The sequence below is a fragment of the Streptomyces sp. col6 genome (assembly GCF_008042035.1).
Taxonomy (GTDB): domain Bacteria; phylum Actinomycetota; class Actinomycetes; order Streptomycetales; family Streptomycetaceae; genus Streptomyces.
In genome coordinates, this window is record NZ_RDBL01000014.1 from 115,423 (window position 1) to 135,975 (window position 20,553).

Here is a 20,553-nt window from a genome sequence, read left to right on the forward strand (position 1 = left end):
TGGCTACTATGTCCATGGCTACTAAATTCGGCGAGGTCATGGAGGCCCGAAGGCCCGCTGTCTCAGTCCCGCAGATCCAGCAGGGCGTCGACGTGCGCGAGACCGCTCTCGGCGGAGACGGAGTCCAGCGACTGGGCGTCCCGCACCGGCGCGAACCGCACCGCCGGCTCCTCGCGCCCGCTTGTGGCGGCGACGTCGAACCCGTACACCGCCGGGCGCGGCAGACTGTTGTACGACCACGGCGTGGAGAAGTAGTACGCCCCCGTGTCGTACAGCACCACGTAGTCGCCCGCCCGCAGCTCGGGCAGTTCCCGCGCGTGCGCGACGACGTCCCCGGCGAAGCAGCACGGCCCCGCGACGTCCTGGACCACCAGGGGCCGGTCCAGGGGCCGCCCATCGGCGTCGAAAGTGCCGACCCGCAGCGGCCAGGCGTCGGGCATGAACACCGTACGGGTGGCGGTCTGGGCGCCCGCGTGGGTCAGCGCGATACGGCGGCCGCCCGCGTCCTTCGTGTACTCGACCAGCGCGCCGATGAAGCCGTTCTTCGCGAGCAGGGACCGGCCGAACTCGGTGACCAGTTCGTACCGGCCGTCGAAGAGGCCGGGCACGGCGGCCCGCAGCGCCCCGGCGTAGGCGGCGAAGGTGGGACGCACCTCGTCGTCGTCGAAGTTGACCGGGAGGCCGCCGCCGATGTCGAGCCCGGTGATCTGCCGGCGGCCCAGCGTCTCGTTGATCTCCTCGGCCAGCCGGTACGTCTCGCCGATCCCGGCCGCGATCAGCTCCAATGAGCAGCCCTGCGAACCGACATGGGCGTGCAGCCGGGTCAGCCAGGGGTACGCGGCGAAGGTCTTCACCACCTGTTCGCGCGCGCCGGGGTCGCGCAGCGCCACGCCGAACTTCGACGTGGCCGTGGCCGTGCTCATCGCTCCGATGGAGCCGCCGCCGACCTGCGGGTTGACCCGGAGGCCGATGGCGGACACCGCGTCCGCCGGCCGCAGCGAGGCGATCCGGGCCACCTCGTCGAGGTTGTCGGCGTTGATCGCCACGCCCACGGCCAGGGCACGGCGGATCTCCTCACGCGTCTTGGCGGGGGAGTCCAGGACGATCTTCGACGGCGCGAACCCCGCGTCCAGCGCGAGCCGCAGCTCACCGGGGCTCGCGACCTCGCAGCCCATGCCGCACCTGGCCAGCAGCCGCAGCACGGGCACCAGCGAGGACGCCTTCGCGGCGAACGTGTGCAGCACGGCGGGCACCCCGGGGAACGCCTCGTGCAGGGCGGCGACCGACGCGCGTACGCCGTCCGTGTCGATGAAGCCGACGACCGGGCTCGACTCGCCGAGCAGGCCGGCGGCCACGGCGTGGCGGACGACCGCCGCGACACGCGCGGACGGGGCCGAGGCGGAGGGGATCGGGGCGGCGGAGGGCGAGGAGAGGCTCATGGAGCCAGAGTCGGTGATGGGTGCCCCCGAGGTCTCTGTCGGGACGGCCAAGAACGGTGAGCCTGTTTGTCGGTCCGGCCAAGAGCTGTGGATGGGCGCGCTGCCGTACGGTCAGACCGCAACCTACCCGCTGAGCCGGACGGCGAGCGTGACCAGCAGCCTGGTGTCGGGGTCCTCCAGGTCCACCCCGAACCGTTCCTTGGCGCGCCGCACCCGGTAGCGGAGCGTGTTGGGGTGGACGACCAGCCGGGCCGCCGCCCGCGCGACATCGCCGGATGCCTCCAGGTAGGCCGCCAGCGACCGGACCAGCTCGCCGCCCGCCGCCAGGTCCGTCCGTACGAGCTCGTGCACGGGCCCCTTCCCCGCCTCCCAGACCGGCCGGGCCGCGTCCAGGACCCGGGCGACGTCCAGCGAGGGGCCCACGCCCGCGGCGTCCGCCGACCTTTGCGCGCCGCCCGCCTCCGCCCGCTCGCGCAGCACCCGCACGATGAGCAGGGCCTCGTCGTACGAGCCCCGCACCCCCGCCCCCACGGCTGCGCCGTCGCCGCCGTGCGCGGCCGGGTCGGTCAGCGGGCCGATGACGTCGAGGAAGTCGGCGAAGGTGCCGGGCCAGCCGTGCAGGAGCAGCAGCGGGGTGGCCTCCGCATGCGGGGAACGCACGTGCAAGAAGTGCAGGTTCTGGCCGTCAAGGGTGGTGGTGAACTGCGGGTGGGCGTTCAGCCGCGCCTCCTGGGCGCGCCAGTCATCGCGGTCGGTGTCGTAGGCGATCAGGTACCAGTGCCGGTGGAAGCTGACCAGGTGGTGCGGCTCCGCGTCGCGGCGGCCGGCGCCGGTGTGCGGGCTGGTGTAGTCGAAGCGCAGGCGTTCGCGGCGGCGGCAGGCTTCGGCCAGGGTCATCAGGATGCCGGGGTCGACGGCGGGCCCGGTCGCCGCGACGTGGGCGGTGGCCGACTGGAGGGTGCTGACGCGGTGGCGCAGCCGGGCGGGCAGGATCTGTTCGAGTTTGGCCAGTGCGCGCAGCGCGGTCTCCTCGATGCCGGCGACCGAACTGCCCGCGGTGGTGCGCAGCCCCACCGCGACGGCGATGGCCTCGTCGTCGTCCAGGAGCAGGGGTGGCATCGCGGCGCCGGCGCCGAGGCGGTACCCGGCCGTTCCCTGCAGGGCCTGTACCGGGTAGCCGAGCTCGCGCAGCCGGTCGATGTCGCGGCGGACGGTGCGGGCGCTGACGCCGAGCCGGCCGGCGAGATCGCTGCCCGTACGGTCGTGGCCGGCTTGCAGCAGGGAGAGCAGCTTCAGCAGCCGCGCGGAGGCGTTCACCATGCGGCCCAGCCTCCCCGCTGCTTAGGACCGTAATCGTCCTAAGCGCATCCTACGGTCGACGCATGGACGCCACGAACCAAGACATCAAGCCCTTCCGTATCGACATTCCCCAGGCCGCCCTCGACGACCTGACCGACCGTCTGGCCCGCACCCGCTGGCCCGCCGAACTGCCCGGCGTCGGCTGGAGCCGCGGCGTACCCGCGCCGTACATGAAGGAACTCGCCGCCTACTGGGCGACCACCTTCGACTGGCGCGCCCAGGAGGCGCGGCTGAACGCCCACCCGCAGTTCACCACCACCCTTGACGGCCAGAACCTGCACTTCTTGCACGTGCGTTCCCCGCATGCGGAGGCCACCCCGCTGCTGCTCCTGCACGGCTGGCCCGGCACCTTCGCCGACTTCCTCGACGTCATCGGCCCGCTGACCGACCCGGCCGCGCACGGCGGCGACGGCGCAGCCGTGGGGGCCGACGCGTTCCACCTGGTCATCCCCTCGCTGCCCGGCTTCGGCTTCTCCACTCCGCTGGCCGGCCCCGGCATGGGCCCCGCCCGCATGGCCGGGCTGCTGGTCGAGCTGATGGAGCGACTCGGTTACGACCGCTACGGCGTTCAGGGCTACGACACCGGCTCCTGGGTCGCCCCGGAGATCGGCAAGCGGGCCCCGGACAAGGTGATCGGCATCCACCTCAACGCCATGGTCACCTTCCCGGTCGGCGCCGAGGGCGAAATGGACGGCCTCTCGGAGGGCGACCGGCGCCGCTGGCAGAAGATGCAGAACTTCAACGACGGTTACCTGCAGTGCAACTCCAAGCGCCCGCAGACCGTTGCCTACGCCCTGACCGACTCCCCTGCCGGGCAACTCGCCTGGATGGTGGAGAAGTTCAAGGAACTCACCGACCCCGAAGGCAGCCTGCCGGAGGCTGCCATCGACCGCGACCGCTTCCTCACCAGCATCTCGCTGTACTGGCTGACCGCCACCGCCGGCTCGGCCGCCCAGGTCTACTACGAGACCATCTCCGCCAACGACTGGAGCGATGGCGGCGACTGGGGCGGCGCGGAGAGCGACTCGGGCACCGACGACGCATCGGCCGGGGCAGCCGACTGGAGCGCCGGCGGGCAGGGCGACGGCCAGGAGTGGGGCGAGGGCGACTGGGCGGCCGGCCGGCGCAGCACCGTCCCCACCGGCGTCCTGCTCTCCGCCCACGACGTCACCGTGCGCCCCTGGGCCGAACGCGACCACAACATCGTGCGCTGGATCGAACTCGACACCGGCGGCCACTTCCTGTCCATGGAAGCCCCCGACCAACTCGTCGGCGATGTCCGCGGCTTCTTCCATCCGCTGCGCTGACCGCCCCGACCCCACCCCGGCGGGCTCGCAAACCCTTCGATGGGCCGTACCGGGTCGCCTTTGACGGCTTCCCTGACGGCGTGACCGTCGCGGACAGGGACAAGCGCGTCCTTCGTGGCCTCGTCGAAGACCCCGGCACCGGCTCCATGGTGCCCCCGCGCACACCCCCGCCAAGAACTGTGGTGTCCCGCCACATACGCCCCTGACCTGCTCCTTCCTACGGTGTGGCGACACGTCCCCGTCCCCGCCCACCGTCCGGAAGTGGTACCCATGGCCGACGCAGCATCCGCTCCCTCACCGCCCTCGCACCTGCGGCGCATCGTCGCCGCCAGCCTCATCGGCACGACCATCGAGTGGTACGACTTCTTCCTCTACGGGTCGGCCGCCGCGCTGGTGTTCAACAAGCTGTTCTTCCCGGACTCCGAACCGCTCGTCGGAACGCTGCTGTCCTTCCTCACCTACGCGGTGGGCTTCGCAGCCCGGCCCATCGGGGCGCTGGTCTTCGGGCACTACGGCGACCGGCTCGGGCGCAAGAAGCTGCTGGTGCTCAGCCTGCTGATGATGGGCGGGGCGACCTTCGCGATCGGGCTGCTGCCGACGCACGCGACCGTCGGGGTGGCCGCACCCGTACTGCTCACCCTGCTCCGGCTGGTGCAGGGGTTCGCGCTCGGCGGTGAATGGGGCGGAGCCGTGCTGCTCGTGTCCGAGCACGGGGACGCGGAGCGGCGCGGGTTCTGGGCGTCGTGGCCGCAGACCGGTGCGCCCGCCGGGCAGTTGCTGGCGACCGGGGTGCTCTCGGCGCTCACGGCACTGACCTCGGACGCGGCGTTCGAGTCCTGGGGCTGGCGCATCCCCTTCCTGCTGTCCGGGGTGCTCGTGATCATCGGTCTGTGGATTCGTCTCTCTGTCGACGAATCCCCTCTGTTCAAGGAGGCCCTGGCCCGCGCCGACGAGCGGAAGGCCGCTTCCGACACGGCGGAGAAGATGCCGGTCGTGGCGGTCCTGCGGCACCACTGGCGCGATGTGCTGGTCGCCATGGGGGCCAGGATGGCGGAGAACATCAGCTACTACGTGATCACCGCGTTCATCCTCGTCTACGCGACGACCGCCGCCGACCTCAGCAAGCAGACGGCCCTCAACGCCGTACTCATCGCCTCCGCCTTCCACTTCGCCGTGATCCCGCTGTGGGGCGCGCTCTCCGACCGCGTGGGGCGTAAGCCCGTCTATCTGGTGGGGGCCGTCGGCGTGGGGCTGTGGATGTTCCCGTTCTTCGCCCTGATCGACACCCGGAGTTTCGGGAACCTGCTGCTGGCCGTCACGGTCGGGCTGTTCTTCCACGGGGCGATGTACGCGCCGCAGGCGGCGTTCTTCTCGGAGTTGTTCGCGACCCGGATGCGGTACTCGGGCGCCTCGATCGGCGCGCAGTTCTCGTCCGTCGCGGCCGGTGCGCCCGCACCGCTCATCGCCACGGCCCTGCTCGCCGACTACGACAGCTCGACGCCCATCGCCCTGTACGTGATCGCCGCCGCGCTGCTCACGGTGCTGGCCCTCGTCTGCGCGAAGGAGACCCGGCACCGGGACCTCGCGGACGTCGGGCCCGGGTCCGGATCCGGGACGGTGGAGGAGGCGCCCCGGGACGCCGCGCACAGCGTCTGATCCCCGAGAACGAAGAAGCCGGGCGGGCCGCGTGCGGCCCGCCCGGCTTCTCGCGTCTACTGCGGGCCGGCGGTGGACTCGAACCAGGTGGGTCCGTCGGTCAGCGCGTGCTTGATCCGCAGCAGCGCGAACTCGGCCAGTTCCGGCAGCGCGTCGACGTGGAACCAGCCCACCTCCAGCGACTCGTCGTCGTTGACCCGGGCCGTGCCGCCGGTGGCGCGGCAGCGGAAGGTGATGTCGAGGAACTGGCAGCGGTCGCCGTTGTCGTACTGGATGGCGGGCAGCGCCTGGGTGAGGACGACCCGCTCCGCCACGCAGCGCACGGCGGTCTCCTCGTAGACCTCGCGCTCCGCGGTCGTCGCGGGCTGTTCGCCCGGCTCGGAGATTCCGCCGATCACGGACCACTCGCCGTTGTCGGCACGCCGGCCGAGCAGCACTCTGCCCTCGTCGTCGAAGACGACGGCGGTGACACCGGGCAGCAGGAGCAGCTGCTGCCCGGCGGTGGCACGGATCTCGCGGATGAAGTCAGGAATGGCCATGTGCCGACCCTACGCGGCGTGCCGCCCGTTCAGCCGACACGCCGTGCGCGCACCGCCCGCGCGCCCGCCCAGCCGAGCGCTCCGAGCGCGAGCAGGATCAGGATGCCCTCGGGCAGCGGCCCCATCCGGGTCGCCGGGGTCAGCGAGGAGCGCAGCGGCACCTCGTCCACCAGGGCGTCCGGGGTGAACATCTTCGTCTTCTGCACCACCGTGCCGTCCGGGCGGATCACCGCGCTGACCCCGCTGGTGACGGGGACGACGACGGACCGGCTGTGCTCGACCGCGCGCACCCGGGACATCGCGAGCTGCTGGTAGGTCATCTCGCTGCGGCCGAAGGTGGCGTTGTTGCTGGGGACGGCGATCAACTGGGCGCCGTGCTCGACCGTGTCGCGTACGGCGTCGTCGAACGCGGCCTCGTAGCAGGTCACGAGTCCGGTGTAGGTGCCCGCGAGGTCGAAGACGCCCACCTTCTTGCCGGGGCCGAAGTCGCGCTGCACGCGGTCGACGTCCGAGCTGAAGATGCGGACGAAGGAGCGCATTGGCATGTACTCGCCGAACGGCTGGATGTGACGCTTGTCGTACGTGGCGACCGGGCCCTTGTCCGGGTCCCACTGGATGAGGGTGTTGCGCAGGGGGCCCGTGTCGGGCTCGACGACCGCGCCGATGACGGTCGGGGCCTTGATCGCCTTGACGGCGTCGTCGATGACGATCCGCGCGTCCGGGTTGCGATAGGGGTCGAGGTCGGAGGAGTTCTCCGGCCACAGGACGAAGTCCGGCTGCGGGACCTTGCCGGCCTTCACGTCCCGGGCGAGCTGCTCCGTACGCTTGGCGTGGTTGTCCAGGACCGCCCGGCGCTGGGCGTTGAAGTCGAGCCCAAGGCGGGGCACGTTGCCCTGGATCGCGGCGACGGTGGCGGTGCCGTCCTCGGCGGAGTCGTCCACGAGGGGCAGAGACGCGAAGGCCGCCGCCACCGGTACGAGGACGGTGGCCGCCGCCACGGCGGTGGCCCCGAGACGCAGCTCGCCGGCGGTCCGGTAGTGGAGGAAGCGGCGTACCGCCTCGAAGAGGCCGAAGCCGCAGAGCACCACGGCGAAGGAGAGCAGGGGGGTGCCGCCGAGCGCGGCGAGCGGCAGGAAGACGCTGTCCGCCTGACCGAAGGCGATCTTGCCCCAGGGGAAGCCGCCGAACGGCACCCGGGCGCGGACCGCCTCGTCCAGCGTCCACACCGCGGCCGCCCACAGCGGTCCGCCGGGCAGCCGGGAAACGGCGGAGATGCCGATGCAGCCGACCGCGATGAACAGCGCCTCGGCCGCGGCGAGGGCCAGCCACGGCACCGGGCCGACCTCCTCGCCGGTCCAGTGCAGCAGGGGCAGCATGAAGCCGAGCCCCGCGAGCAGCCCGAGCCCGAAGGCGGCACGTGCCCGGCGCTCCAACAGCACCCAGCCGAGCAGGGCGAACCCGGGCAGAACCAGCCACCACAGGGGCCGGGGCGGGAAGCTGAGATACAGCATCACCCCGGAGAGGACGGCGGCCGCCGGCCGTACGAGGCGCTTCGGCAAGCCGCCCGTCCGGGAAGCGGGGGCGGGGCTCTGCGGTTCGCCGACCTGGGCGATGGTGGTGCTCACCCGGCGGAGTCTACGGTGGCAGGCTGTGGGCCGGGGAGCCCTGTCCCGATGGCGGAATCCCGACCACCGCATCATTTCTCCGCATCTTCTGCCCATATGCCCGGCGTGGCCGTTAGCCTGTGCGCCAGTCCCCCGCCGACGGGCCGGTTCCGGCCCTCGCGTACGGGACGGTCACAGGCCGGGGGACGGACGTGATGGCTGAAACAATGGGGCGGGACCGCGCCGGGACGCCCGAGGGCACAGCCGCTTCCGACGCCGCCGGGGCGCTGATCCTCGCCGCCTGTGCGATCTGGTCGCTGATCAGCGCGGCAGGGCGTGAGACCAGGCCGGAGGGGGTGCTGCTCGCGCTGCTCGCCGTCGCCGCCGGCTTCGCCTGCGGGCGCATCTGCGGCACGCTGCTGCCGGTGGCCACCGCCGCAAGCGCCGCTCTGGTGTCCCTTCTCCTGGCCCTCGTCTGGCGTCACGGCATGCCGGGAGCGACGGCTACCGGGGACCACACGCCCGGCCAGACCGGTGCCGCCGCCGCGCTGCTGGTCCTTGCCGCCGGTGCCGCCTGCTGTGCGGCGGCGGCCGCCGGGAGGGGGCCGCTGCGCATGGCTCTGCGGCTGCTCGCCCTCGGTACGGCCGCCGTCTCCCTGGTGCTGGGTTCGGTGGCCGGGTTCGCGGCGGCGCTCGGCGTGCTGATCTGCTCGCTGGCCGCCGCCAGGACGCGGCGCCGGCTGCCCGGTCTCGTCGGCCTCGCACTGGTGGCGGGGCTGTTCGTCGGTACCTCGTGGGCCGTGGCCGAGGAGGTGCTGCCCGACGGGCTCGCGGTCTCCCTGGAGGGCCCGCTCACCCGGAACCGGGTCGAGCTGTGGCAGGACGCCGCGCGGCTGGCGGAGGGGCATCCCGTGCTCGGTGTCGGTCCCGGCCGCTTCGACGAGCTGAGCCCGACCGCGCAGCAGAGCCTCGGTTCGGACGGGAAGCCGCACTCGGCTCCGTGGCAGCAGGCCGCCGAGCAGGGGGTGGTGGGGGTGGTGCTGCTGGGCGCCGCGTTCGGCTGGCTGCTGTACGCGCTGTGGCGCTCGCCGCGCTCCACGGCGGTGGTCCTGACGGCGGGGGCGGCGCTCACGGCGCTGGCCGCGCTGGCGAGTGTGGGCAACGCGCTGAGCTTCACACCGGTGACGGCGGGAGCGGGGCTGCTGGCCGGGCTGGCGTCGGCCAGGCGCCCGATCGGGGCGGGCCGGCCGTGCGGACCGGACGGGGACGAACCGTACGGCGCGGCGGAGGGGCCGGAGGTCAGGCCCCGGCCGGGAAGCCGGAGGACGGCAGATGCAGGCGGGCGCGGATGAACCGTACGCCCGCCTCGGCGTCGTCCACCGTGATGGTGAAGGTGCGGCCGTCGCCGAGCCGGAGCACCAGCCCCTCGCCCCGGCGCACGACCACGGCCGTGCCCTTCTCGGGACGCCAGCGGTAGCCCCAGCCGCCCCATTGCCGGGGGGTCACCTGGGGCGCGAAGTCGGCCGCCACCACATGGGTGAGCAGGATGCGGCGTCGCGGCAGGCCCATGTGCCCGCAGCGCACCTCCAGGGCGTCGCCATCCACACGGACGGCCACGTTCACGAAGGCGAGGGTACCGAAGAGCATGAGCAGTCCGGCGGCCATGCAGCCGATCACCGACATCAGCAGCGGGGCGATGCCGGAGGTCCAGGTGGAGCTGACCGCGAGCTGGATGCCCAGGGCCAGGCAGGCGGCGCCCAGCGCCGCGAGGACCCACTGGGTGCGGTTGGTGGCCCGGCCGACCCAGACCTGCGAGTGGGTTCCGGTTCCGGTGCGCTTCGGTTCTCCGGGGTGCTCCCTCATGCCCAGCAGCGTACTGAAGAACGGGCGCGCGGGAAGGTCACGGGCGCTGCGGCGGGGTCGCCGGAGCGTCAGCGGACGGAGCCGAGGGCGGCCAGCCCACGCCCTTCCGCATAGGCCAGGGCGGCCTGTGGCAGCTCTGCGGCGCGTCCGCTGAGGATGACCTCGATGGAGGAGGAGGGTTCGGCCGACGGGGCGGGTTCGGCACCGATCCGGCGCAGTACCTGGGCGGCGACGGCGCCGGCGGAACCGTGCAGGGCGACCGGGGGCCGGCCGGGCCTGCCGACGGCGGCGCGGATGCGCTCGGCCACAAGCTCGTAGTGGGTGCAGCCGAGGACGACGGCCCGCACGTCGGGCGGGGTGAGCGCGGCGGCGGCGGCCACCGCCCGCTCGATGCCGGCCTCGTCCGCGTACTGCACCGCGTCGGCGAGGCCGGGGCAGGGCACCTCGGTGACGGAGGCGGACCCGGCGAAGTCACGGATCAGCCCGCGCTGGTAGGGGCTGCCGGTGGTGGCCGGGGTGGCCCAGATCGCCACGGAGCCGCCGGCCGCGGCGGCGGGCTTGATCGCCGGGACGGTGCCGATGACGGGCAGGTCCGGTTCCAGCTCGGCGCGCAGGGTCTCCAGGGCGTGCACGGACGCGGTGTTGCAGGCGACGATCAGCGCGTCCGGCCGGTGCGCGGCGGCGGCCCGCGCCACTGCGAGGGCGTGGGTCTTCACGCCCTCGGGAGCCCGGCCCCAGGGCATGTTGGCGGGGTCGGAGGAGAGCACCAGATCGGCGTCCGGCCTCAGCCGGCGTACTGCGGCGGCGGCGGCGAGCAGCCCGATTCCGGAGTCCATGAGCGCGATCTTCACCCGGTCACCATAGTCGACCGCCCTTGCGGTCCCCGCTCAGTGGTGCAGACTTCCGCCAATGAGCGCCGTTGCCTGGATCGCCGTGGGTTCGCTTGTCGCATGGGTGTGGCTGCTGCTGGGCCAGGGGTTCTTCTGGCGCACCGACCAGCGCCTTCCGAGCCGCGCCGACCCGGAGCGCTGGCCCTCGGTCGCCGTCGTGGTGCCCGCGCGCGACGAGGCGGAGATGCTGCCGGTGAGCCTGCCGTCGCTGCTGGCGCAGGACTATCCGGGGGCCGCCGAGATCTTCCTGGTCGACGACTGCAGCAGGGACGGTACGGGGGACGTCGCCCGCACGCTGTCCGTGCGGTGCGGGGGTCTGCCGGTGACCGTGGTCTCGCCCGGGGAGCCCGAGCCCGGCTGGACGGGCAAGCTCTGGGCCGTACGTCACGGGATGGCGCTGGCGCGTACCCGGGAGCCGGATTACCTGCTGCTCACGGACGCCGACATCGCGCACGAGCCGGACAGTCTGCGGGAGCTGGTGGCTGCGGCGGAGTCGGGCGGCTTCGATCTGGTCTCGCAGATGGCGCGGCTGCGGGTGGCGAGCGTCTGGGAGCGGCTGGTCGTTCCGGCCTTCGTCTACTTCTTCGCGCAGCTCTATCCGTTCCGGTGGATCAACCGGAAGGGCGGCCGGACGGCCGCCGCGGCGGGGGGCTGTGTGCTGCTGCGGTCGGAGGCGGCGGTGCGGGCGGGGGTGCCCGGCTCGATCCGGCAGGCGGTGATCGACGATGTGTCGCTGGCGCGGGCGGTACGGCGCTCGGGGGGCCGGATCTGGCTGGGGCTCGCGGACCGGGTGGACAGTGTGCGCCCGTACCCGTGCCTGGCCGATCTGTGGCGGATGGTCTCGCGCAGCGCGTACGCCCAGCTGCGGCACAATCCGCTGGTGCTGCTCGGTACGGTGCTCGGGCTCGCGCTGGTCTACCTCGCCCCGCCGGTGACGCTGGTGGCCGGGCTGCTGGGCGGGGACGCGGTGGCGGCGTGGGCCGGGGGGCTCGCGTGGGCCGTCATGGCGGGGACGTACATGCCGATGCTCGGCTACTACCGGCAGTCGCTGTGGCTCGCCCCGCTGCTGCCGTTCACCGCACTGCTGTATCTGCTGATGACCGTCGATTCGGCGGTGCAGCACCACCGGGGACGCGGTGCGGCCTGGAAGGGGCGTACGTACGCCCGTCCCGAGGCCGCACCGGATCAGTGACTCAGTGACATCCGGGCGCGGTCACTTGCGGCCCGGGGTCCAGTTCATGCCCCAGCCGTAGGCGTGGTCGATGGTGCGCTGCGGGCTGACGCCGCGCTGCGGCACCAGATAGCGGGCCTCGCGCTGCACGGTGAGGTCGCTGCCGGTGTTGGTGATGAGCGCGAGCGCGCAGACGGTGGACGGGACCGTGCACTCGTCCAGCGAGAAGTCGATCGGCGCGCCGTGCTGGGGCTGGAGGGTGACCGTGGCGTGCAGATCGGCGAAGCTGCGGGCCCCCTCGTAGATGGTGACGAAGATCAGGACCCGGCGGAGTTGCGCCTTGTGGTCGAGGTTGATCGTCAGGTTCTCACCGGTGTCGACGGCACCGGTGCGGTCGTCGCCGTCGAGGTGGATGAACGGCGGCTGGTGGAGTGCGCCGAAGGCGTTTCCGAGTGCCTGGACGACTCCCTTGCGGCCGTCGGTCAGTTCGTACAGGGCGCAGAGGTCCAGGTCGAGGTCCGAGTGGTTCGCCACGGCCCGGCCGAGCTTGCTGCCCCATCCCTTGAACTGCTTGCGCACCTCCCAGTTGAGGTTGACGCGCATGGCGCCCGACGTGCCGCCCTGCTTGGTGAGGGAGACGGACGGCGCCTCCTTCGTGAGCGTCACCTTGGTCAGCCGGACGGGCTGGGTGACGGGCGGCGCGGGAGGGGCCGGCGGAACCGGGGGCGCCATCGGCGCGGCGAGCGTCGGCTGCGGGTACTGGGGAGGCGGCGGGGCGGCCGCGACCCGGGTGGCCGGCCGGGGCTGCGGCGCCGCCTGTGGCTGCTGCGGTTCGTCCACGGAGATCCCGAAGTCCGTGGCGAGTCCCGCGAGTCCGGAGCCGTAGCCCTGGCCGACCGCGCGGAACTTCCAGGCGCCCTGGCGCCGGTAGAGCTCACCGAGGATGAAGGCCGTCTCCACGGTCGCGTCGGAGCTGTCGAAGCGAGCCAGTTCGGCACCGTTCATCGCGTCCAGGACCCGTACGTACAGTCCGCTGACCCGGCCGAACGTGCCGCCGTCCGCCGAAGCGGCCAGCACCACGCGGTCGATGGCCGGCTCCACGCGCGCCAGGTCGGCAAAGAGGGTGTCGGTCGCCGCGCCGCCGGCGGTGCGCTTGCCCTCGTGGCGCACCGAGCCGGAGGTGTGGGACGGCTGGTTGTAGAAGACGAAGTCCCCGTCGTTGCGCACCTTTCCCGAGCCGAGGAGAAGAAGCGCGGAGGCGTCCACGTCGGGTGTCCCCGGAGCGGTGCGCCATCCGATTTCGACACGCACGGCCTGGGCCGCCACTGGGACATTGGTTCCCTTTTGCATGGTCATGCTCGCCCCCATCACGAGTCCGCTGCCGAGACCTTTCCGGGTCAACCTAATGCCCGCCCTGTCACAGGACCCACACAGGTACGGGTACGGACAACCGGTCCGCCTCTTCCCGGGGTCGGTCAGCGGCCGCCCAGTCGCTGCCCCGGGTGGGCGCGCGCACCTCAATAGCGCTTCGGAAATCGGTGAGTTCGAGCGAGAGACGAATGTCGGGACCGGACGCGAAGTGCATGTTCTCGCGTATGCGCACGACACGGCCCTGCCCGTCGACCCATGCCTCGGCGTCGACCGTTGTCGCGGGGCGGAGATTGCGCCCGGCGGTCCGGTCGGCGGATTCGACGTCCTTCGGCGTGACGCGGGCCGAGACGTGCACGGGATCGCTTTCCCGGTCCACGGTGGCCTCGTGGTCGAGCAGGAACCGTACGAACTGCGGGAGGCGGTCGACGGGTACACCGCCCTTGGCCGTCGCCGCGGGGAATTCCTGCCACGCGCCACGCGTCCCGACCGCCCGCCGGTACACCTTCTCCCGGGTGATCACGACGTCCTCGGTGTACTGGGCGGTGGTGTCCGTCGTCCGCCCCGTCAAGGGCGCGTTGAGATTGAGCCGGCCCTCCATGAGCTGCAGCCGGTCCGACCCGGATTGCGTGACGGCGCGGAGTGCGGCCGAGCAGGGGGCGTCATCGGCCGAGGCGAGCAGTTCGCGGACCTTCTCGGGGCCGGATTCCGTTCGCGCGGCCGAGTCCGGTGCGCATGCCGTGACCATCAGTGCGGAGAGCGCCGCAATCCAGGGCGCGGTTCGGCGGTGATTCAAGGGTGGATTCCTCTGTGTACGGGCCTGCGAAGACAACGATGTTTCAGCAGGTCAGACAGACAGAGTGAGGGTAAATCCGATGACCACAAAATTGGGACTCCCCAATCTGCACATCGTGGGCTTAACTTAGGTGTCATGACCTCCCCCCGCTCCACCTACGGTGGCGGCTACTACGCCGCGCCGTCGTTCCCCGATACTCCGATCTACGACTCCCTGGTCGCGGAGCGGGGCACCCCTCAGATCGCACCGATCCGAGTGCCTGCCGCGTACGACACCGGCAACAGCTACCTGCCGGCGCTCCCCGCGGCCCTGCCGGCTCTTCCCGCGGCGCCCTCCCAGCCCCAGCAGTCCTACGGCTACCCCCAGCCGATGGCACAGCAGGGCTACGCACCGATGCAGCCCGCGCAGTTGCAGCACGCGCCGGCGCCGTACATCCCGCAGCAGCCGGCCGGCGGTCGCGGAATGTACCAGGCGCCCCCGCCGCAGCAGCAGCGGCCGGCGCCGAGCACGGGCTACGAGTCGATGCGCCCCGCGGCGCCGCGGCCCGCCCCCCAGCAGGCCCCGTACGAGGACCCGTACGGGCGGCCCTACCAGGGCGGCCGGGGCTACTAGCCGGAATACGGCGGCAGACGGGCGCGGCCGGAGGCGCCGCGCGCGGCGGAACGGGCGCTGCAGCGGTCCGGGCGGAGTGCCGTCCGCCGCGTCCCGACGCCCTGAACGCGCTCGTCGCGCGCGGCGGCGGCCCCGGGGAGGGGCCGCCGCCGAAGGGCGTTTCCAGGCCCGCCGCGGTGGTGGGCGGCACGGCCGCTCGGGCGGAGGAGGACGGGAGCCGGACCCCGAGGGTCACCCCGTCCGCGTACTCGACCGAATGTGCCCGTGGGCGCCGGGAACTCACGGCGGCGGACCACGCGTTGAGCACAGTGGGCCGCTCCCGCTGCGCGGCCCCGGGGCCCGTCCCGCGGATCGGGCCGGACACGGAAGGGGGTGCGGGACTGTGCGGGCCATGGCGGGTGTCTGGCGTTGGCGGCACAACCCGCTGCGCCGGGCGACGGACCGGTTCGAGGCGTGGCTGGCGCTGGTCGCGTTCCTTCTGCTGATGCTGGCTGCTCCGGCGCTGGGCTGGCTCTGCGGGGCCCGGACCGACGCGGCGCTGACGGCCTCGGTGCGCGCCCAGCGGGCGGACCGTCACCTGAGCACCGCCGTCGTGGTGCGCCGGCTGGCCGCCTCCCGTCTCGTCCCCGACCCCGAGATATCCACCGGCCGCATGGCGCGGACCGAGGTCGTGGCGCGATGGCACGCTCCGGACGGCAGCGCGCGCACCGCGGCGGTGACGACCGCCTCGCGCAACGCGAAGCCCGGCACGAAGGTGTGGGTCTGGACCGACCGGGAGGGCGATCCGGCGCCGCGTCCGATGGACCTGCCGACGGCGCACACCCATGCGGCGCTGGCCGGGTTCGGGGCCGCGATGCTGGCGGCCCTGCTGATCGAGTGCGGCCGGCGCCTGACCGTCCGCCGCATGACACGGCGGCGGTACGAACGGCTCGACCGGGCCTGGGCCGCGGCAGGCCCGGACTGGGGCAGGACGGGTACCGGCAGCTAGATCGTTTCCTCGAACGCCCCGATCCGCCGGGCAGGTGCCGGGACGTGCGCATCGGGTCAACTCGTGGCCTCCGCGCGCGCTACGGTGGACCGGCCCGCCCGTCGCTCTCCGGCAGGCGGACCCCGGCTGGTCGCTGCCGCGAGGCCGGTGACCCGGGCACCACACACGCACGAGGCGGGGGCACGACAGCGCCATGGCACAGGGCACGGTCCAGGTGACGCACACCGGCACATCGCGGTGGCGGCGCCGCACGGGCGAATACGCCTCCCTCTCCGCGGCGCTCGAAGCCGCGGCGGACGGTGACGTGCTCACCGTCGCGCCCGGCACCTACCGGGAGAACCTGGTCATCGCCCGCGCGGTGACGCTGCGCGGGCCCGAGGGCTCCCTCGGCTCTGTGCGCATCGCGCCCGCCGACGGGGTGCCGCTGACCCTGCGCGCCTCCGCGATCGTCCAGGACCTCCATGTGGAGGGTCAGGACTCGGCGGCCCCGGCCGTGCTCATCGAGGAGGGCGCACCGGAGATAACGGACGTGCGGGTCGTGACCCGCTCGGCCGCGGGCGTCGAGGTGCGCGGTGCCGCCCGGCCCACCGTGCGCCGGTGCACCGTCGACAATCCGGCCGGCGTCGGCATCGCCGTACTCGACGGCGCGGGCGGGGTGTTCGAGGACTGCGAGATCGTCTCGGCCGGTCAGTCCGGGGTCGCCGTCCGCGACGGCGGGCACCCCCGGCTGGAGCGCTGCCGGGTCCACCACGCCTCGGGCGCGGGCCTGTCCGTCACCGGTGAGGGCAGCGGCCTGGAGGCGCTGGGCTGCGAGATCTACGAGATCAAGGGCAGCGGGATACAGGTGACGGCCCGCGGCGCCGCCCATCTCACCGACTGCACGGTGCACCGCACCTCGGCGGACGGGGTCACGCTGGACACCGACGCGGTGCTCACGCTGGCCGACTGCGACATCCACGACATCCCGGAGAACGCGGTGGACCTGCGTTCTCGGGCGGTGCTGACGCTGACCCGCTCGACGGTGCGCCGCTTCGGCCGCAACGGCCTGTCCGTGTGGGACCCGGGCACCCGGGTGGACGCCAACCAGTGCGAGATCCATGACAGTACGGGCGACTACCCGGCGGTCTGGGTCAGTGACGGCGCGACGGTGATACTGGATTCCTGCCGGGTCCACGACGTCCCGGACGCCCTTTTCGTCCTCGACCGGGGCTCGCGCGCCGACGTCGTGGACAGCGACCTCTCCCAGGTCCGCAACACCGCGGTGTCGGTCAGCGACGGCGCGACCGCGCAGCTCGACGACTGCCGCATCCGCGAGGTGTCGACCGGCGCCTGGTTCCGGGACCACGGGAGCGGCGGCACGCTGAACAACTGCACCGTGGACGCGGCGCAGACGGGCGTGATCGTCACCAAGGGCGCGGATCCGGTGATCGAGCGGTGCACCGTGACCTCGCCCGCAGAGGCCGGTTTCTATGTGTCGGCCGAGGGCCGGGGGAAGTTCAACGGCTGCCGGGTGACGGGCAGCGAGGGGTACGGCTTCCATGTGATGGAGGGCTGCCGGACGACGCTGACCCGGTGCCGCACCGAGCGGTGCGCCCGCGGCGGCTACGAGTTCCCCGAGGGCACGGGCCACGGGGACGGTACGGGAAGCGGGCTGGTCGTGGAGGACTGCACGAGCGACGAGAGCGGGCTGCGCACCGCCACTCCCCCGCCGGCCAGTGTCCTGACGGCCACGCAGTCCTCGCCCGGACTGCTCGGTTCGGTCCCCGCGCCGCGCCCCGTGGAGGACGCGCCGGCTCCGCCGGCCGAGCCGGCCCGCACCTCCGGCGAGGTCCTGGGCGAACTGGACGCGCTGGTCGGCCTGGACAGCGTCAAGCGCGAGGTGCGGGCCCTCACGGACATGATCGAGGTGGGGCGCAGGCGCCGGGAGGCGGGTCTCAAGGCGGCATCGGTCCGCCGCCATCTCGTCTTCACCGGCTCCCCGGGCACCGGCAAGACCACGGTGGCCCGGCTGTACGGCGAGATCCTGGCCGCGCTCGGGGTGCTGGAGCGGGGCCATCTGGTCGAGGTGTCCCGGGTCGACCTGGTGGGCGAGCACATCGGCTCGACCGCCATCCGTACGCAGGAGGCGTTCGACCGGGCGCGCGGCGGGGTGCTGTTCGTCGACGAGGCGTACGCCCTCTCCCCGGAGGACTCCGGCCGGGACTTCGGCCGCGAGGCGATCGACACGCTGGTGAAGCTGATGGAGGACCACCGGGACGCGGTGGTCGTGATCGTCGCCGGGTACACGCACGAGATGGAGCGGTTCCTGACCGTCAACCCCGGGGTGGCGTCGCGTTTCTCACGGACCATCACGTTCAGCGACTACGACCCGGCCGAGCTGCTGCGGATCGTCGAGCAGCAGTCCCAGGAGCATGAGTACAGCCTGGCACCGGGCACCGGTGAGGCGCTGCTGAAGTACTTCACCGAGCTGCCGAAGGGGGCGGCCTTCGGCAACGGGCGCACCGCTCGCCAGACGTTCGAGTCGATGGTCGAGCGGCACGCCGGCCGGGTCGCCCAGCTCGCCGATCCGAGCACGGACGATCTCACTCTGCTGTACCCGGAGGACCTCCCGGAACTGCCCTGACGTCGTCGCGGGCCGGGTCCGCCTGCTGGGGCAGGACCGGGTCGAGCCGTTCCAGGAGCGCGGCGCGTTCCTCGGCGAAGACGGGGTCGGCCTGGTAGTCGGAGTGGCCGAGGACCGGTTCGGGCAGCGGGTGTTCGGGGGTCCGTCCGTAGACCAGCGGGTCCTTCAGCGGGCCCCGGTCGACCTCGGGCCCTGATTCCAGGCCGAGCCGGATCTCGCCGCCGATGGGGTCGGTGGCCCGCCACAGATTGCGCCAGCAGTGCACGGAGCGGTGCAGCCCGTGGAGCTGCCCGGGTCCGAAGTAGGCGGGGAACCACCGGCCGTAGAGGCGTTCGATGGGTGAGCCGTAGGTGAGCAGGGCGACCCGGGAGCGGGTGCGGGCGGGCAGCTGCCAGACGGCGGAGGCGGCCAGGACACTGCCCTGGGAGTGGCCGGAGATGACGAGCCGGCCCCGGGTGCGGCCGGTCCAGCCGGACATGCGGGAGGCCAGATCGGGCACGGCGCGTTCCGCGTAGCAGGGCGGGGCGAAGGGGTGGGCGGCGCGCGGCCAGAACGTGCCGACGTCCCACAGGATGCCGATCGTGCGCCGGGCGGAGGCGTCGCGGTAGGCCCGCCTGCCGCAGGCGACGAAGACGAGGAAGCCGAAGCCGATCAGCCAGGAGCCGGTGGACTGCGCCGCCTCGGCCACCGATTCGAGGAACGGACCGCTGCCGTCCAGCGCGCGTCCGGGTACCTCTCCGGTGACCCAGGCACCGCCCACCGCACCCGCGCCGAGGAGCAGCGTCGCGCCGGAGACAAGGCCGAGCATGCCGGGCGCCGAGTCGGTGAGCGCGGCAGTGGCCCGGATGCGGGCGATGTGCTTGGTCCGTGACGGGTCGGGGAACGGCTCGCCGTACTCCGCGTCGACCACCGGTTCCAGCCGTCGCGCGGTCAGCCAGGTCCGTACGCCGAGCCAGGCGCCCGGTACCAGGAGCAGCACCAGGAGGACGGGGATGACGGACGCCTGCCAGCTGAGCAGCACCGGCGGCCCCTCTATGAAGGCGCTGCGTCCCATGCCGGGGCTGCCGGGGCCGTCGAGCCAGTCGGCGACGCGCTGGGCGACACCACCGGTCATCACGCCGCCCAGGGCGCAGGCGAGCATCGCGACAGCCGGTCCGCCGAGGCCGCGCAGGACGGTGCGCGGCTCGGGGCAGCGCCGGTACAGGTCGAGCGAGATCGCCGCGAGGAGGACCACCAGGATGCCCTCGGCCACGCTGACCGCCCGGAACAGCGTGACGTCACCGGGCAGCCTCCCGGAGGACGTCCAGTCGGGGCGGGACCAGGCGGCGTGGACGGCGGCGAGGACGAGGAGGGTCAGCGCGGCGCCGGGCAGCCAGGTGATGACGGCCCGGTCGAGCCGGTTGTCCAGGCGCCGTTCGCTGCGGCCCCGGCGGCAGACCACCCAGAGCACGACGATCAGCCCGAGGACGAGCGCGCCCTCGATGAGCCGGCCGAGGAGCGGGGCGACCGGTCCGGCGACGGCGCGGTCGTGGCGGGCGGCGGCCTCGGTGACGGCCGCGGCGACGGTGAGGAACCCGGCGGCGGTGTGGGCGGCGCGCAGCCGTGCGACGAGGCGGCGTCCGTACCAGAACCCGGGCCGTCCGAGCGCGGGGCGCACGGGGTCGGGCGCGGGTGCCTCGCCCGGCTCGTCCTCGTCGTCCGCGTCCGCCGCCCCGGTCAGCGGCCGCTGGGACTCGTAGGCGCTCCAGGTCCGGTTGGAGAGGAACCAGAGCAGACCGACCAGCGCGGCCGGCACCACGGCGGCCAGGGCGAGGCGGCGGCCCGGCTGGGACCACCAGCCGCCCTGCTCGGCGGAGAGGAATCCCAGCCAGGAGCGCTGCCCGGAGCAGTCCGGCACGCCCGCGCACTGCCAGGCGGTGAGGTCCAGGGCGACTTCGCAGGCGGCGGCGGTCAGCAGCACGGTGAGACTGAGCGCGATGAGCCGCACGAGGACGCCGTACAGCCGGATCGCGCGGGGGCGCCGCCGGGCGGTGGGACGCATCCAGTGGGCGAGGTTGATCACCATGAAGGGGAGCAGCAGCAGCCACAGCGCGCGGGAGCCGTTGCCGGAGGTGAGGTTGGACCAGCAGTACGCCTCGGCGATGGGCTTCTCGCGGTACCGCTCGGGGTGCTGTTCGGCGTCGACGTCCGAGGAGCGCCGGTAGATGGCCGCCGTGGTGTCGCCCGTGACGCGGACCGTGCGCGGGTCGACCAGCATCTCCTGGGGGGTGGTCCCGCCCACCCCGTGGACCAGTAATTCCAGCGCGGGACCGGTACTGCGCGGGGCAGGGGTGGGAGA

At 73.1% G+C, this 20,553-nt stretch carries 15 protein-coding genes and 1 pseudogene; 7 read left to right on the forward strand and 9 right to left on the reverse strand.

Annotation, left to right across the window (positions count from 1 at the left end):
- Positions 1 to 62: 62 nt before the first annotated feature.
- Entirely contained in the window at positions 63 to 1,439 is a 1,377-nt protein-coding gene (locus EAO73_RS24320) for a diaminopimelate decarboxylase (protein WP_147973707.1), read from the reverse strand.
- Positions 1,440 to 1,562: 123 nt separating this feature from the next.
- Positions 1,563 to 2,759, reverse strand: coding sequence for a helix-turn-helix domain-containing protein (locus EAO73_RS36075; protein ID WP_191134205.1), 1,197 nt, complete (start codon positions 2,757 to 2,759; stop codon positions 1,563 to 1,565).
- 62 nt (positions 2,760 to 2,821) lie between these two features.
- On the opposite strand from EAO73_RS36075, the gene EAO73_RS24335 reads away from it, so the two are divergent.
- Together EAO73_RS24335 and EAO73_RS24340 are read left to right on the forward strand one after the other, a co-directional pair.
- On the forward strand, positions 2,822 to 4,105 hold the full coding sequence (locus EAO73_RS24335) for an epoxide hydrolase family protein (RefSeq protein ID WP_147973708.1): 1,284 nt from the start codon (positions 2,822 to 2,824) through the stop codon (positions 4,103 to 4,105).
- 270 nt (positions 4,106 to 4,375) lie between these two features.
- A complete protein-coding gene (locus EAO73_RS24340; protein ID WP_147973709.1) occupies positions 4,376 to 5,761 on the forward strand; it encodes an MFS transporter in 1,386 nt (461 codons plus the stop codon).
- Between the two features lie 56 nt (positions 5,762 to 5,817).
- Here the strand turns inward: EAO73_RS24340 and EAO73_RS24345 are convergent, their stop codons facing one another.
- Together EAO73_RS24345 and lnt are read right to left on the reverse strand one after the other, a co-directional pair.
- Positions 5,818 to 6,300: an NUDIX hydrolase gene (locus tag EAO73_RS24345; RefSeq protein WP_147973710.1), complete on the reverse strand. Its 483-nt coding sequence runs from the start codon at positions 6,298 to 6,300 to the stop codon at positions 5,818 to 5,820.
- Between the two features lie 29 nt (positions 6,301 to 6,329).
- On the reverse strand, positions 6,330 to 7,925 hold the full coding sequence (lnt, locus tag EAO73_RS24350; protein WP_147973711.1) for an apolipoprotein N-acyltransferase: 1,596 nt from the start codon (positions 7,923 to 7,925) through the stop codon (positions 6,330 to 6,332).
- A gap of 194 nt (positions 7,926 to 8,119) precedes the next feature.
- Between lnt and EAO73_RS24355 the strand changes: the two genes are divergently transcribed.
- Positions 8,120 to 9,256: an O-antigen ligase family protein gene (locus EAO73_RS24355; RefSeq protein WP_147973712.1), complete on the forward strand. Its 1,137-nt coding sequence runs from the start codon at positions 8,120 to 8,122 to the stop codon at positions 9,254 to 9,256.
- On the opposite strand, the gene EAO73_RS24360 is transcribed toward EAO73_RS24355, so the two are convergent.
- Both EAO73_RS24360 and EAO73_RS24365 read right to left on the reverse strand, forming a co-directional pair.
- Positions 9,204 to 9,767, reverse strand: a complete 564-nt coding sequence (locus EAO73_RS24360; protein ID WP_147973713.1) for a hypothetical protein — start codon at positions 9,765 to 9,767, stop codon at positions 9,204 to 9,206. The genes EAO73_RS24355 and EAO73_RS24360 overlap by 53 nt on opposite strands.
- A 68-nt stretch (positions 9,768 to 9,835) precedes the next feature.
- Positions 9,836 to 10,618, reverse strand: a complete 783-nt coding sequence (locus tag EAO73_RS24365) for a glutamate racemase (protein ID WP_147973714.1) — start codon at positions 10,616 to 10,618, stop codon at positions 9,836 to 9,838.
- Between the two features lie 58 nt (positions 10,619 to 10,676).
- On the opposite strand from EAO73_RS24365, the gene EAO73_RS24370 reads away from it, so the two are divergent.
- The gene (locus tag EAO73_RS24370; RefSeq protein WP_147973715.1) at positions 10,677 to 11,849 is read left to right on the forward strand and encodes a glycosyltransferase; all 1,173 of its coding nucleotides are present in this window, start codon (positions 10,677 to 10,679) and stop codon (positions 11,847 to 11,849) included.
- 21 nt (positions 11,850 to 11,870) lie between these two features.
- Here EAO73_RS24370 and EAO73_RS24375 read toward each other — a convergent pair whose 3' ends face one another.
- Together EAO73_RS24375 and EAO73_RS24380 are read right to left on the reverse strand one after the other, a co-directional pair.
- Positions 11,871 to 13,196, reverse strand: coding sequence for a TerD family protein (locus tag EAO73_RS24375; RefSeq protein ID WP_147973716.1), 1,326 nt, complete (start codon positions 13,194 to 13,196; stop codon positions 11,871 to 11,873).
- A gap of 49 nt (positions 13,197 to 13,245) precedes the next feature.
- Positions 13,246 to 13,992, reverse strand: coding sequence for a hypothetical protein (locus EAO73_RS24380; protein WP_224756430.1), 747 nt, complete (start codon positions 13,990 to 13,992; stop codon positions 13,246 to 13,248).
- Positions 13,993 to 14,127: 135 nt separating this feature from the next.
- Here EAO73_RS24380 and EAO73_RS24385 point away from each other — a divergent pair, with 135 nt between their 5' ends.
- From EAO73_RS24385 to EAO73_RS24395, 3 genes are all read left to right on the forward strand, one after another.
- The gene (locus EAO73_RS24385; RefSeq protein ID WP_147973717.1) at positions 14,128 to 14,604 is read left to right on the forward strand and encodes a DUF6643 family protein; all 477 of its coding nucleotides are present in this window, start codon (positions 14,128 to 14,130) and stop codon (positions 14,602 to 14,604) included.
- Between the two features lie 391 nt (positions 14,605 to 14,995).
- Positions 14,996 to 15,592: a hypothetical protein gene (locus EAO73_RS24390; protein WP_147973718.1), complete on the forward strand. Its 597-nt coding sequence runs from the start codon at positions 14,996 to 14,998 to the stop codon at positions 15,590 to 15,592.
- Positions 15,593 to 15,785: 193 nt separating this feature from the next.
- Positions 15,786 to 18,215: a right-handed parallel beta-helix repeat-containing protein gene (locus EAO73_RS24395; protein ID WP_147973719.1), complete on the forward strand. Its 2,430-nt coding sequence runs from the start codon at positions 15,786 to 15,788 to the stop codon at positions 18,213 to 18,215.
- On the opposite strand, the pseudogene EAO73_RS24400 reads toward EAO73_RS24395, so the two are convergent.
- Positions 18,188 to 20,472: pseudogene (locus EAO73_RS24400) on the reverse strand (hypothetical protein); the annotation flags it as partial. The gene EAO73_RS24395 and the pseudogene EAO73_RS24400 sit on opposite strands and share 28 nt — an antisense overlap.
- Positions 20,473 to 20,553: the final 81 nt, after the last annotated feature.

Coding starts and splice junctions, on each gene's coding strand:
- EAO73_RS24385 (WP_147973717.1), top strand. CDS start 14,128: ATGACCTCCCCCCGCTCCACCTACGGTGGCGGCTACTACGCCGCGCCG.
- EAO73_RS24320 (WP_147973707.1), bottom strand. CDS start 1,439: ATGAGCCTCTCCTCGCCCTCCGCCGCCCCGATCCCCTCCGCCTCGGCC.
- EAO73_RS24345 (WP_147973710.1), bottom strand. CDS start 6,300: ATGGCCATTCCTGACTTCATCCGCGAGATCCGTGCCACCGCCGGGCAG.
- EAO73_RS24395 (WP_147973719.1), top strand. CDS start 15,786: ATGGCACAGGGCACGGTCCAGGTGACGCACACCGGCACATCGCGGTGG.
- EAO73_RS24390 (WP_147973718.1), top strand. CDS start 14,996: ATGGCGGGTGTCTGGCGTTGGCGGCACAACCCGCTGCGCCGGGCGACG.
- EAO73_RS24335 (WP_147973708.1), top strand. CDS start 2,822: ATGGACGCCACGAACCAAGACATCAAGCCCTTCCGTATCGACATTCCC.
- EAO73_RS24340 (WP_147973709.1), top strand. CDS start 4,376: ATGGCCGACGCAGCATCCGCTCCCTCACCGCCCTCGCACCTGCGGCGC.
- EAO73_RS36075 (WP_191134205.1), bottom strand. CDS start 2,759: ATGGTGAACGCCTCCGCGCGGCTGCTGAAGCTGCTCTCCCTGCTGCAA.
- EAO73_RS24360 (WP_147973713.1), bottom strand. CDS start 9,767: ATGAGGGAGCACCCCGGAGAACCGAAGCGCACCGGAACCGGAACCCAC.
- EAO73_RS24370 (WP_147973715.1), top strand. CDS start 10,677: ATGAGCGCCGTTGCCTGGATCGCCGTGGGTTCGCTTGTCGCATGGGTG.
- EAO73_RS24355 (WP_147973712.1), top strand. CDS start 8,120: ATGGCTGAAACAATGGGGCGGGACCGCGCCGGGACGCCCGAGGGCACA.
- EAO73_RS24375 (WP_147973716.1), bottom strand. CDS start 13,196: ATGGGGGCGAGCATGACCATGCAAAAGGGAACCAATGTCCCAGTGGCG.